The 12,517-nt window shown below is 38.9% G+C and carries 13 protein-coding genes; 4 read left to right on the forward strand and 9 right to left on the reverse strand.

Going from position 1 to position 12,517, the window contains the following annotated elements; all coding sequences use genetic code 11:
• Window positions 1–80: 80 nt before the first annotated feature.
• Both B9A58_RS20490 and B9A58_RS08165 read right to left on the reverse strand, forming a co-directional pair.
• The gene (locus B9A58_RS20490; protein ID WP_084372184.1) at window positions 81–998 is read right to left on the reverse strand and encodes an FKBP-type peptidyl-prolyl cis-trans isomerase; all 918 of its coding nucleotides are present in this window, start codon (window positions 996–998) and stop codon (window positions 81–83) included.
• Entirely contained in the window at window positions 988–2,001 is a 1,014-nt protein-coding gene (locus tag B9A58_RS08165) for a DHH family phosphoesterase (protein WP_084372186.1), read from the reverse strand. Before B9A58_RS08165 ends, B9A58_RS20490 begins: the two co-directional genes overlap by 11 nt.
• A 156-nt stretch (window positions 2,002–2,157) precedes the next feature.
• Between B9A58_RS08165 and B9A58_RS08170 the strand changes: the two genes are divergently transcribed.
• Window positions 2,158–2,577: a nucleoside-diphosphate kinase gene (locus tag B9A58_RS08170; protein ID WP_084372188.1), complete on the forward strand. Its 420-nt coding sequence runs from the start codon at window positions 2,158–2,160 to the stop codon at window positions 2,575–2,577.
• A gap of 53 nt (window positions 2,578–2,630) precedes the next feature.
• Here B9A58_RS08170 and B9A58_RS08175 read toward each other — a convergent pair whose 3' ends face one another.
• The 7 genes from B9A58_RS08175 to rpmH all read right to left on the reverse strand — a co-directional run bounded on the left by B9A58_RS08175 (window position 2,631) and on the right by rpmH (window position 7,951).
• On the reverse strand, window positions 2,631–3,677 hold the full coding sequence (locus tag B9A58_RS08175) for a lysylphosphatidylglycerol synthase transmembrane domain-containing protein (protein ID WP_084372190.1): 1,047 nt from the start codon (window positions 3,675–3,677) through the stop codon (window positions 2,631–2,633).
• A complete protein-coding gene (locus B9A58_RS08180; RefSeq protein ID WP_084372192.1) occupies window positions 3,677–4,426 on the reverse strand; it encodes a segregation and condensation protein A in 750 nt (249 codons plus the stop codon). Before B9A58_RS08180 ends, B9A58_RS08175 begins: the two co-directional genes overlap by 1 nt.
• A 61-nt stretch (window positions 4,427–4,487) precedes the next feature.
• Window positions 4,488–5,003 carry a DUF2480 family protein gene (locus B9A58_RS08185; protein ID WP_084372194.1) on the reverse strand — a complete coding sequence of 172 codons (516 nt, stop codon included), beginning with the start codon at window positions 5,001–5,003 and terminating at the stop codon, window positions 4,488–4,490.
• Window positions 5,003–5,680, reverse strand: a complete 678-nt coding sequence (gene tsaB / locus B9A58_RS08190; RefSeq protein ID WP_084372195.1) for a tRNA (adenosine(37)-N6)-threonylcarbamoyltransferase complex dimerization subunit type 1 TsaB — start codon at window positions 5,678–5,680, stop codon at window positions 5,003–5,005. The genes B9A58_RS08185 and tsaB overlap by 1 nt, the downstream gene beginning before the upstream one ends.
• Before the next feature lie 10 nt (window positions 5,681–5,690).
• Window positions 5,691–7,337, reverse strand: a complete 1,647-nt coding sequence (locus B9A58_RS08195; RefSeq protein WP_084372197.1) for a S41 family peptidase — start codon at window positions 7,335–7,337, stop codon at window positions 5,691–5,693.
• A 25-nt stretch (window positions 7,338–7,362) separates the two neighbouring features.
• Window positions 7,363–7,764, reverse strand: a complete 402-nt coding sequence (rnpA, locus tag B9A58_RS08200) for a ribonuclease P protein component (protein ID WP_084372199.1) — start codon at window positions 7,762–7,764, stop codon at window positions 7,363–7,365.
• 28 nt (window positions 7,765–7,792) lie between these two features.
• Window positions 7,793–7,951, reverse strand: a complete 159-nt coding sequence (rpmH, locus tag B9A58_RS08205; protein WP_084372201.1) for a 50S ribosomal protein L34 — start codon at window positions 7,949–7,951, stop codon at window positions 7,793–7,795.
• A 208-nt stretch (window positions 7,952–8,159) separates the two neighbouring features.
• Between rpmH and B9A58_RS08210 the strand changes: the two genes are divergently transcribed.
• The 3 genes from B9A58_RS08210 (at window position 8,160) to B9A58_RS08220 (ending at window position 12,508) form a co-directional block, all read left to right on the forward strand.
• Window positions 8,160–9,860 (forward strand): M61 family metallopeptidase, encoded by a 1,701-nt coding sequence (locus tag B9A58_RS08210; RefSeq protein WP_084372203.1) that lies wholly within the window; start codon window positions 8,160–8,162, stop codon window positions 9,858–9,860.
• A gap of 76 nt (window positions 9,861–9,936) precedes the next feature.
• A complete protein-coding gene (locus B9A58_RS08215) occupies window positions 9,937–11,712 on the forward strand; it encodes a chloride channel protein (protein ID WP_084372205.1) in 1,776 nt (591 codons plus the stop codon).
• Window positions 11,713–12,010: 298 nt separating this feature from the next.
• The gene (locus B9A58_RS08220) at window positions 12,011–12,508 is read left to right on the forward strand and encodes a TlpA disulfide reductase family protein (RefSeq protein WP_084372207.1); all 498 of its coding nucleotides are present in this window, start codon (window positions 12,011–12,013) and stop codon (window positions 12,506–12,508) included.
• The last annotated feature ends 9 nt before the right edge of the window (window positions 12,509–12,517 follow it).

Genomic DNA, 12,517 nt, shown 5'->3' on the forward strand with positions numbered 1-12,517 from the left:
ATTTATAACAACTTCGGCACCTGGAAAACATTATGCATGTTGTACCAAATGCCGAAGTCCCTCAAGATTATTAAAATCTTTTACTTAAAATCAACCAATTCAACATCAAACTTCAAGATTGAGTTTGCAGGAATTTTACCAGTCTCTGTCTCTCCATAAGCTAATGTACTTGGAATATAAAGGGTTGCCTTTGCTCCTTTGTTCAGCAAGGCAATACCTTCATCCCATCCCATGATCACTCTACCTTGTCCAAGTGTGAAACTAAAAGGTTGTCCTCTATCATAAGAAGAATCAAACTTAGTTCCGTCTAATAAAGTTCCATTATAGTGTACTGATACCTGATTCCCATCTGTAGCATTTGCTCCCTCTCCTTCTTGAGTAATTACATATCTTAGGCCTGTCTCCGTAACTTGTGGTGTGATATTCTGTTCTGCCAAATAGGCATCGATTGTCTCCCCATCCTGCTTAATCAAATCTGCAGCATCTTCAAGCATTTTTGCTTGTGCAGCAGCTTGTTCTTCACGTGCTTTTGCTTGTGCTTTTTCGTATTCTTCCTTTTGGAAAGCCTGAAATTCATCAATAGTCATCATGGAAACGATCTTGGCATAGAATGTCATGTTGCTAGTTGAGTCCAAACTATCTGGAACTCCCGTCTTAAACGTATTTTCGTACAAATCCTTTGCCGACACTTCAAAAGACACGCTATCGCCCACGTTCATAATTTCTAGTGCTTCATACATTGTACCGCTAGTAGACCATACTTCTTTGATGTATTGAATTGGAACAGGTGCGTTTGTCTTTGCAGAACTCCATTGTTCATTGCCATTACCATTTAGGTACTTCATATTGAGTCTCAGAATCGTACTATCAACAAGCGCTGATCCCTCACCTTTTTCAATAACTTTTACCTTGATACCTGATTCAGTCGTTCTTTCTTCACTACATGCTATAGATAGGATAGAAATAGCCAAAATGGCTAAGAGTGCATTATACTTCATAATTTAATTCCTTCGTCTGTTTTGTTACTAGTTCTCTAAATAGTTTGATGGTATCTTCCAAGCTATCGTCAGTTGCACCACCAGCAGCATTTTTATGTCCGCCGCCATTGAAATATTTTCTGGACAATTCATTCACTGGAATATCTCCAAATGATCTGAATGAAATTTTTACTTTATCTGGATCTTCTATGAAGATCGCCGAAACATTAATTCCTTCGATCGCCAACCCATAATTAACCAAACCTTCTGAATCACCTGTTTGGTATTTGAATCTTTTTTTATCTTCCAAAGTCAGATAAAAGTAAGCCACATTCGTGCCTTCTATTATTTCTAACCTTTCATTTAGCGCAAAACCTAAAAGGCGCATCCTGTCCAACGAGTTACTGTCATATATTTTATGACTTACTTTGGAAACATCAGCGCCCAATTCCATCAAACTAGCCACAATATTATGCACATGTGGAGTAGTAGATGGATGTTTAAAATTGCCTGTGTCAGTCAAGAGGCCAGCATACAAAGCTTCTGCCATTCCTTTGGTCAGCTTATCACTATCACCTAACATATCAATCAGGTCGTAGACCAACTCGGCAGTGGCGGCAGCCTCTGTACTCCAAAGTACATACTTAGCAAATGTCTCGGGGTTTAGATGATGATCGATCAACACTTTTTCAGCATCAGATTCAGCGACCATTTTTCCAAGTTCACCAATTCTATTTAGGCTGGAAAAATCCAGACAAAAAATCAAATCAGCATTTTCTACCAGATACTTCGACTTCTCTTCATTGCCTTCAAAAATCAACACATCATCATTTCCTTCCATCCAATTCAAAAACTTCGGATAATCAGTGGGTGTAATCACACATACCTGATGGCCTTGCTTCAATAAATATCCTGCAAGCCCCAAAGAAGAACCTAGTGCATCAGCATCGGGTTTGACATGGGTGGTAATTACTATTCGCTTTGGAAGCTCCAGTAAAGCTTTAAATGCTGCTAAGTTTTGCATCGATGATGTAAAAAGAAGGTGCAAAAGTGGTGAAATTTATCGGAAATGCAAAAGGCCTGCACAACTACGAATTATGATAAGTAAAGAATTCTTTTGATCGTCAGAAATTAGCCCTAATTTTGCGGGATTTTTAGAACAAATAAGACTTAAAATTTAATGGCTACTAACAAAACATTCACCATGATCAAGCCTGACGCATTCAGTGCTGGCAATTCTGGTGCAATAACCAAAATGATAGAAGAAGCAGGTTTCTCAATCAAAGCAATGAAGTTAACGAAGTTGACGGCTGAGACTGCTGGTAAATTTTATGCGGTACATAGCGAAAGACCATTCTACAACGATCTTTGTGCTTACATGTCTTCAGGAGCAATCATTGCAATGATTCTTGAAAAAGATAACGCAGTTGAGGATTTTAGAAAATTGATTGGTGCGACCAACCCAGCTGACGCGGCAGAAGGTACGATCAGAAAAATATTTGCTAAGTCTATTGAGGCCAATGCGGTACATGGATCTGATTCAGACGAAAATGCAGCTATTGAGGGCTCTTTCTTCTTCTCTGAACTGGAGAAAATTTAATTGCATATTTCGATAGAATAAAAATATGAAATCCCACTTCTGGTGGGATTTTTTTATTTCTTGAAAAACTTGCTTCGAACCCAACGAGGCAGGAAAATCGCACCCAGTAATAGATAAGGATAGTACGACATCAATCGCCAGAATATACTAGAGACGAACGTATAGCTTCCTAAATACTCATTGAAGAATTGATTAAAAAAGAACTCGGCCGTGCCCGAGCTACCAGGCGTGGGTGAAATCAGCATCACAATCCACATGATCACCTGACGGCTGAAAATCACCATGTGTTCTGGTATCGTAATTTCGGTATAAGCAGACACCAGGCTATTGAGCATCAGATATCGTGCACACCAAATAAAAATAGTGGCCAGGGAAATTTTGATCCAGTATTGAGCCACCTTCCCTTTGATTTCGCTCGATGCAATGATAATCTCATCTCCATACTGGTTGGCCTTGACTTTCCATGTTTTCAACCACTTCATGGAGGTCATTTTCAATAAGAACCATTTGAATGCTCGGGGCTTCACAAATAAGCCATAAGACATCACTAGCGTGTAAATAGCAATCAGACCATAACTTAGGAAGAAGAAAAACTGCAAACTTCCGCCGATTTGTAAATCAAAGGTTTCAACAGCAGGAAAAATAACACCCTGCGTGAGTAGCATCACAATTGGAGCCGCCACAACAAAAAATAAATTGTCCAGTATGGCCGTGAGCATCACGTACGCCAAAGACTTTCCAAAATTGATGCCTTCGTACGTAAGGATAAAAACTGCAACTGCCGTACCTCCTACAACAGAGGGAGTAACTGCTGAGGCAAACTCCCAAAGTATAATCACCATGATACTGCTTTTCCATGACAGTTCTTGATTGGTGAGTGTTCTTATTCGATAGGCATATCCAGCATCCCTTGCCAGAAGCACCAAGAAAGCAACCAAAACAGATGACCACTTCGCATCAAAAATCAGCCTGAGGTTGTCTGCTGTAATATTATCATCAAAATAAAACAGGAGAAAAACAATACCCAAACCAAGTAGTATGGGTACCCAAATGTTGTTAGGATTTAAAACTTTGAAGGCACTCTTCTTACTGATCTCCATCAATCGGCCGTTACGGTCTCCGTTTTTTCTATCCAAAAATTATTGAAGCCCTCACCAATTGTGATTTGAATTTGCTGCATTTGGAGTAACTCCAATATGGCAAGGAAATTAAAAATGACGGCTATCTTTTCCGGCTTCTCGGCCATCACCTCTGTGAACGCCATGCGAGGCACTCTATCCAGTGAGGAAAGTATGTGATCCTTTTGACCAGATATGGTATATGGATATTGTACTACCTTGTGTTCCACTTTGTTTTGTTCACTCTCGTAGCGCTGGAGTACTTTTTTATACACTTTCAGGATTTTGAAGAGATCCAGATTTTGCAACTCGGCTTCTACATTACTCACTTCCGAAAGTGCACGAATTTCTTTGGCTAAATTTCCACGCTTTTCCCTATCCAATCTATCAGACTCCAATTGGATCAACTCGGCAATTACTGACTTATAGCGCTTATATTCTAGCAGGTGACGCACCAATTCTTCTCGTGGATCAATTTCATTGCCTTCCTCATCCAATACTGGTCGAGGCAATAGCATCTTTGATTTGATCCGCATGAGTGTAGAGGCCACCAAAATAAATTCGCTAGCCACTTCTACATTCATCTTCTCCAAATGCTTGATATAGTCTAAAAAGTCATTGGTGATTTGGGAAATCGGAATATCATAGATATCAAGCTCATCTCTTTGAATGAAAAAGAGCAACAGGTCGAACGGACCTTCAAATAACGGTAGCTTGACTTCAAATTTCAATAGTAATACATTTAGTCAGTTTCAAAGGTATCACGATTACTTGATTTGAAAAAGTAAGTCCTTATTTTGATTTGGCCTTTTTGTAAATAGGCACGGCACTACAAGCTTCCCCATACATCAAACTCGAAACCACTGGGCTCAACAATCTCGTAATTTCTACATAAGCGTATTCAGGCACTGGAAACTTTCCGCATCCTTTAATAATCACTTTTTCATTTTTGTATTCCGCCAAATCAATTTTTGAAAGAGCCTGCTGAAAAAGGTGATTTTCTAAATGAGACAAATCACCAAACACGAAATTTTTAGCATAAGGCTCTAGCGCTGAAGACAAGAGCATATAAGCCCAAGTCGGCACAATAGCATCTACACTACAGTGCACAGCCACGTTTTTGTTTTTATAATCCTCCCAATTGTGATCCTTAACAAAAGCCCTAAAATCTTTCTCTCGAAGTACCAACTCATTAAACAATTGGTCTTTGATATCTATCTGTATGCGGGGGGACTGATCATAATATTGCTCCAAATCGAAGTTGATCAATGTACTCTGCGCTACCCTATTTACTATTTCTCCTTCCATTATTTGAATGATGATGCAGTTCTAAATTCTTTTAAATAAAACGGCTCGAAGCTGATTACGTTTTCAAATGCGTTGCTTTTAAATTTATCAAAGGCCAAAAGTGCCACCTCCTCTGCCGAAGGAACAATGGAGTCAACAAAAAAGGCATTTTTGTGGTTAATCACCTCTTTGGCCTTATTCGAGCCATCTCCAAAAAACAATACCTTTTGATTCTCTAAAATATCCTCATAAGCATAGTCGTCCAAAATCACTGGAGCGGTAGATTTTATATTCTGAAAATTCTGATCATAAAGCGCTGAGTACACCTCCATACGTCGAGCATCCAGCATTGGACAGTAAGTAACTTGATCAGCAGACCGTCTATGTAGCTGGTAAGCCATGGCTTCCAATGTATTGATAGCAATCAATGGAATATCCAACGCCAAACACAATCCCTTGGCAGCCGAAACCCCAATTCGCAAGCCCGTATAAGAGCCTGGCCCCTCTGCCACTGAAACAGCAGATAGTTCGTTCATCAGACACCCTGCATTTTTCATCATCTGTTCGATCATGACATGCAGTAATGAAGAGTGCGATTTTTCTATGGAATACAGCTGAGAGCCAATGAGTTTCCCATCTTTTAGCAGCGCAACAGATCCACTGCTGGAAGAAGTATCAATACCAAGTATTAAGGACACTGATTAAAATTTATTGATTTAAAATTTTTGAATACGTCTGAGTATCTGCCAGTATCTTAGCGGCTTCTAGCACCGCTGGATCATGGTCTAAACTGGCTTCCATCATCCCTGTATGGAAATAATACCTACTCACTATTTCCTCTTCTAGCATGAACTTGATGTCATCCTTAAAAGTCTCCAAATAGTTTTCTTTCAACGTGCTAACTTTTGCTTTCAACTTCTCAATAGTTGGTTCCATACCTTCATAGTACTTTTCCTTTTTGGCCATTTCCTCCAATGCTTTTATTGCATCATCCATTTGTGAAGACAGATTGAATTCCTTCCCTTTTACCCATGTTACAAATTCAATATACTCTGCATCTGTCAACTCAAATTGCCTTGGAGCAGGGATTTCGGGATGATTAAATGCGTATTCATTGGCATAATCAAATATCAAATTTTGGCTTACCATGTTGTACAACAGATTGGAGAATTTCTGTGGTGTGACTGGGATATCTGGCTCTATCCCTCCTCCATCATAAACTGTTCTGCCCTTGCTTGTTTTAAAAGCCACTTTTAGCGAATCTGGGATTTTTCCTACACTTCCGTCTTCGTTTCTGTGCGAGTAGTCAATCGCCTGAATACATCTTCCACTTGGGATGTAGTACTTGGCTGTAGTGATTTTTAGTTGTGAGTTGTAGGGCAGTGGACGAGTAGCTTGTACCAATCCTTTTCCAAAAGTCCTAGTCCCTACTAATACTCCTCTGTCATAGTCTTGAACCACTCCAGACACAATTTCAGCTGCAGATGCCGTGGCACGACTCGTCAGCACCACTAACGGAATATCATTATCTGCGGAAGCATAAGGCGTCGTGTAGGTTTTATTCCAGGATGCCATTTTGCCTTTGGTACTTACCACTTCTTTTCCCTGTTCTACGAATACATTGGCCACTTTCACAGCTTCATCCAACAGACCCCCTGGATTGTCTCGAAGATCAAGAATGATTTTAGTTGCACCAGCACTTTTCAGACTATCCAAAGCATTTTTTACTTCGCTTCCTGCATCAGTGGTAAAATCGGTCAGTTTGATAAAGCCAATGGTCTCATTATACATGCCATAGAACATTACATTATCAATAGTGATTTTAGAGCGGGTCAATGTCACATCAAAAGGTTTGTCTCTTCCGTACCTTTTCACTCTCAACACAATTTCAGAACCAGGCTGTCCTTTCAGGAGTTCACTGATTTCGGTTGAAGTCTTATTTTCAAGGTTTTGATGATCAATTTCTAGGATCTCATCCCCAATTTTTAGTCCAGCAGTGTGCGCTGGATACCCAACATAGGGCATGATGACAGTGTTTGCTCGATTGCGTTGTCCTACAATTGCCCCTATTCCACCATATTCGCCTGTGGTGGCTGTGCGATAATCTTCTATATCATTTTCAGAAATATAAGCAGCATACGGATCTAGAGATTTTAGCATGGCCTCAATGCCATCACCAATTAATTTCTCACTTGAGACCTCATCCACATAGTGGGTATTCAATTCTCTGTAGAGCGTCGTGAATATGTTTAAGTTTCGAGAAATTTCGAAACTATGGTCACCACCCAACCAGGTAAAAGAAAACAGTCCAGCCAATAACGCCACACCAACTACACCTATTACTATTCTCTTCATATCTGATGAATTTTTTATTAAGTACCTATTGATCCATTTTGGACTTTAAACGCCTAAAAGAATCCACAAGTTTGGATTCTATGAAATCATAGGGATGAATTTCTTTACCTGTGTAAATATAGGCAATCAGCAAAAATTTACCTTGAGGTAAATGCTCGTCGAGCAGGTGTTTGTGCAACCGATAAGATTCACGGATTAATCGTTTGATTCGATTGCGATCAACTGCTCGTTTGAAATTCCGCTTGGAAACACTCACCATAAATTGATGGCACGTGGTATTTTCATCTGCCAAGAGGAACCTGACAGAAAAGGGATAAAAATAAAAAGATGCCCCCTTGGTAAAAAGAGCATCAATTAATTTTTTACTACTCAATCTTTCCCGTTTGGGAAAGGAGTATTTTCTATATGTATGATTTGTTCCTTCCATTAAGAAGGAATAAAGCTAACCAAGATTCTTATTTCTTGTGCTTTCTTTCGTCAGAGACTGTCAATTTTTTTCTGCCCTTAGCTCTTCTTCTTTTCAAAACAGCTCTGCCGGCTACGTCTTCCATTCTGGCTTTAAAACCGTGCTTATTTCTTCTTTTTCGCTGAGAAGGTTGAAATGTTCTTTTCATCTTATATCGTATTTTTTATCTCTAAATTTCCAAATGCCCCTAACTACTCTTCTGACGCAGCTTGAAAAAATGGAGTGCAAAAATAGAGAGCTTTTTGACAATAACAAAGTCTGAATCAGATAGTTTGGGCAAGAATGCATAATAAAAGGATGCGTTCTTGATATATCCATTCCAAATCCTGAATATTTGTGCAAACAAACACAAAATTATGATTGATTGCCGCATTTCATTTCCAAACCCTTTGACTCACTTATTGCATATTGAACTGAAATTTGAAGTCAGCAATCAACCTACATTAGATCTGATACTACCAGCATGGCGTCCTGGCAGGTACGAATTGGCTCCTTTTGTTGAAAATATCCAGAAATTTTCTGTGACAAATTCAAGTGGCGGCCTTTTAGGGTGGGAGAAAACCCAACCCAACATTTGGACTGTAGACACAAATCAATCCAATGAAATCACAGTAGGTTATCAGTATTATGCAAACAAAATGGATGCTGGCAATTCTGTATTGGATGATCGCCAGATTTACATCAATTTCATTAATTGCATTTTTTATACAGAAAAGCATACAGCTGAGTCAATCAATCTGACAGTTGATATACCTAAGGACTATTTGGTAAGTTGTAGTCTCACGCAAACGAATTTAGGCCAATTCAATGCTGCTGACTATTTTCAATTGGTGGACTCGCCCCTGCTGGCTAGTCCTGATTTGAAAATATTGGACTATCAAGTAAAAGGATCCCAATTCTCCATTGCCATCCTTGGCGACTGCCCGTACTCAGACGAAAAAATTATCGAGGATTTTAAAAAATTCAGTGAATGTCAAATAGCTACCATGGACGGATTCCCAACCAAGCAATATGATTTTATTATACAATCATTGGATTACACGCACTATCATGGTGTAGAACACCAAAACTCAACCATACTGGTACTGGGCCCAAATGACGAAGCCAATAAAGCTTCTTATTATGGAAAATTGATGGGCGTAGCTTCACACGAGCTATTTCACACCTGGAATGTGACACGTATTCGCCCAAAAGAAATGTCTCCCTACCAATTCGACTCTGAGACGATGACCAAGACTGGTTTTGTAACAGAGGGATTTACCACCTATTATGGAGATTTGTTTTTGAAACAATCTGGCGTTTTCAGTCAAGCCGAATATTTTAAAGAATTAAATACACTATTCAGCAGACATTTTGAAAATTATGGCAGACATGAAAGTACTTTAATTCAATCCAGTCAAAACCTTTGGGTGGATGGATACAAAAACCTCTTTCCTCCCAAAAAAGTATCGATATATGTAAAAGGTGCACTTTGCTCTTTGATTTTGGATTTAACAATTCGAAAGCATACCAACAATGAATCAACACTCATTGATATAGTGAAGGCACTCTTTCAAAATCACACTTATGTACAAGGCGGATATACACAAGAACAGGTATATGCTATATTAGTGGACTTTGGTGGTGAAAACATCAAACCACTACTTCATACCCTCTACGAAACCACAGCCAGTTTAGACACTTATCTAAAAGAGGCGCTTTCGTATGTGGGTTGCGAACTGACGTCAAGAGCGCATTCAAATGAATTAACAAGCAAGTTGGGCATCAAATGTCTGGATCACAAAATCACGGAAATAGCTCCTGGCAGCCACACGGAAGAGTATCTATCAGTTGGAGATGAAATTCTTGAATTGAACGGAAAAAACTTCAATGAAGAGGAAATCATACTTTCTGATCAAGTCATATTCAAAATCAAGAGAGGTTCAAGAATTTTAGGAATTGAAGTGCCAATCACCTCCTCAAACTACTATGGATCTTATGATATTTCTGTCTTGGTAGGTGCAGGTGAGCAACAATTGAAAAATTTGTCTCTTTGGCTTGGAAATAATAAGAAATAAATTTTGGCTCAGAGCCTAAAAACTTACATTTGCTCATGCATTCCATTGTGGTGAAAAATTATAGCTCTTTCTTGAAATGAAATTAAACGTGTTGCTGGTCAGGTTTCTGGTATGGCGGATGAAGTATATCAGCAACAACAACTTCACTTTGATACTGAGCGGAATTGTCGGGCTGGTTGCAGGACTAGCCGCAGTGACACTGAAAGAGTCTGTCCACTATATTCAGGCCGTTTTAAACAAATACATATATACTTCTGGCTTCGATTTTTTATACCTCTTTTATCCATTGGCTGGTATAGTACTCACTATGGTAGTGGCGAAGTACGTGCTAAAAGAAAAATTAGGTCACGGTATTACACAAATCCTGTTCGTAATTTCAAAACGATCAAGTATTGTCAAAAGATCAATGATGTATTCTCGAATGTTGACGAGCGCCATCACGGTAGGCTTTGGTGGGTCTGTAGGGCTAGAGGCACCCATAGTAGTGACAGGTTCTGCCATTGGCTCAAACCTCGCCCAACTCACACATTTGAATTATAAGAAAAGAACTTTGTTGATTGCTTGTGGTGCATCTGGTGCCATTTCTGCCATCTTTAATTCGCCCATAGCTGGTGTCATCTTTGCCATAGAAGTTATCCTCACTGATGTCACGATCAACAAATTCATTCCAATTCTGCTTTCATCAGTGACGGGATCATTGGTATCACTGGCTCTGCTAGGTGATGATTTACTATTCTCTTTTAAGTTGAAAGATCCGTTTCTCGCAGAACATGTCCACTACTATATTTTTCTAGGCATAGCTTGTGGTATTGTTTCTGTACATTTTACACGGTTGACCTATGTCATTGAGAGATTGATAAAAAAAGTGACGAACGACTGGAGCAGGGCAGTCGTAGGAGGGATAGGTGTGGCCTTGATTGTCTTAACTTTTCCGCCAATCTATGGGGAAGGTTATGCCACCATCAAACAACTACTGAACGGCAATGACGATATCATTTTTAATAACAGTTTGATATATGAGGGCACAGACAAAACGTTAGTCATTATCATGCTGCTATTTGCTATTCTGGTCGTAAAACCAGTAGCTTCAGCATTAACTATAGGCTCAGGTGGTAGTGGTGGTATTTTTGCACCATCACTATTTATGGGAGGTATTGCCGGCTATCTCTTTGCCAAAACTGTCAACTTCGTTTTACCGATCACCATTAGTACGAGTAATTTTACCCTAGTAGCCATGTGTGGTGTGATGAGCGGCGTACTACATGCACCATTGACAGCCATCTTTTTGATTGCGGAAATAACTGGCGGTTACGAACTTTTTGTGCCGCTCATGTTAGTCAGTGCCATTTCATTTATCACCATCAGCTATTTCGAAAAACATTCATTGTACACGAAGAGCCTCATTGAAAAAGGAGACTTGATTCAACATGACAAAGATCGACAAGTGCTCAGTTTGATGAAAGTCAACAAGATCATTGAATCTGACTTACTAACCATAAAGTACGATGCCAAACTGGAGGACATGATCAAACTGATCAAAAAATCTAAGCGCAACATTTTTCCAGTACTGAACTATGATGGAGGGCTAGAAGGCATTATCACTCTAGATGACATTCGAGAAAAAATGTTTGATGAAGAGGCCCGAAAGAAAATTATTGTTAAAGAAGTCATGCAGCTTCCTCCAGCGGAAGTGCACCCAGATGATTCTATGCAGACTGTGATGAACAAGTTTGAGGTGACACAAGCCTGGAATCTTCCTGTGATTGACGAGGGACAATATATTGGCTTTTTATCTAAATCCAGAATTTTTAATGCTTATCGAAATAAGTTGATAAATCAAGACAAAGAATAAAATTATCAACGTTGCATACTTTGCACTATTCCCTGAATATTGCTTAGGCATTTTTAAAATTGATTCGCCTTTTCCACATTTTTCATTTCATAAAAAATACACAACTCACTATAATACTGCCAGTTACATCCCTTTATTTAAACATTGTGGATAACTTTCTATTTTGTGGATAACTATATCTAATTCTTAAAATAGTACTATTGACGGATAATTTTGACATCGCACTAATAAAGTTGCAACTATCTATTTCTGAGTACGTTATCATATTTTTACAGAATATTTATATTTGCCATCGTTCATGAATAAAGCAGTCCATTTTCCTTTTCTAGCAATAATTATTGTTTGTTTATTGGCAAGCAATTCACAGGCTCAAAGTGTTGAGGTGATCAAATACCCAGATCTAGCAAAACTTATTTCTTCTCAATCAGACAAAAACAAAGTCATTAATTTTTGGGCTACTTGGTGCCGACCATGTGTGAAGGAGCTGCCACAATTTCTCGAATTATACGAAAAGTACAATGAAGAAAATTTAGAGTTGAGTCTGATCAGTTTTGATTTCGTGGAAGACTTGGAAAACAAACTGAAGCCTTTCGTAACGAAAAAAAATATAGAAGCCAAAGTCTACCTGCTAGATGAAACAGATTATAATGCATTCATTGACAAGGTGGATCCATCATGGAGTGGGGCAATACCCGCCACTCTGATGGTATCCAAAGGAAATACAAAAAGAAAATTTATTGAAAAAGAATTCTCAGAAGATGAACTAGAAAAAGTCTATCTGAACTTTATTAAATAACCCTATTAT

The organism is Reichenbachiella faecimaris (genome assembly GCF_900176375.1).
Taxonomy (GTDB): domain Bacteria; phylum Bacteroidota; class Bacteroidia; order Cytophagales; family Cyclobacteriaceae; genus Reichenbachiella; species Reichenbachiella faecimaris.

Coding starts and splice junctions, on each gene's coding strand:
- B9A58_RS20490 (WP_084372184.1), bottom strand. CDS start 998: ATGAAGTATAATGCACTCTTAGCCATTTTGGCTATTTCTATCCTATCT.
- B9A58_RS08165 (WP_084372186.1), bottom strand. CDS start 2,001: ATGCAAAACTTAGCAGCATTTAAAGCTTTACTGGAGCTTCCAAAGCGA.
- B9A58_RS08170 (WP_084372188.1), top strand. CDS start 2,158: ATGGCTACTAACAAAACATTCACCATGATCAAGCCTGACGCATTCAGT.
- B9A58_RS08175 (WP_084372190.1), bottom strand. CDS start 3,677: ATGGAGATCAGTAAGAAGAGTGCCTTCAAAGTTTTAAATCCTAACAAC.
- B9A58_RS08185 (WP_084372194.1), bottom strand. CDS start 5,003: ATGGAAGGAGAAATAGTAAATAGGGTAGCGCAGAGTACATTGATCAAC.
- B9A58_RS08195 (WP_084372197.1), bottom strand. CDS start 7,337: ATGAAGAGAATAGTAATAGGTGTAGTTGGTGTGGCGTTATTGGCTGGA.
- rnpA (WP_084372199.1), bottom strand. CDS start 7,764: ATGGAAGGAACAAATCATACATATAGAAAATACTCCTTTCCCAAACGG.
- rpmH (WP_084372201.1), bottom strand. CDS start 7,951: ATGAAAAGAACATTTCAACCTTCTCAGCGAAAAAGAAGAAATAAGCAC.
- B9A58_RS08210 (WP_084372203.1), top strand. CDS start 8,160: ATGATTGATTGCCGCATTTCATTTCCAAACCCTTTGACTCACTTATTG.
- B9A58_RS08215 (WP_084372205.1), top strand. CDS start 9,937: ATGAAATTAAACGTGTTGCTGGTCAGGTTTCTGGTATGGCGGATGAAG.
- B9A58_RS08220 (WP_084372207.1), top strand. CDS start 12,011: ATGAATAAAGCAGTCCATTTTCCTTTTCTAGCAATAATTATTGTTTGT.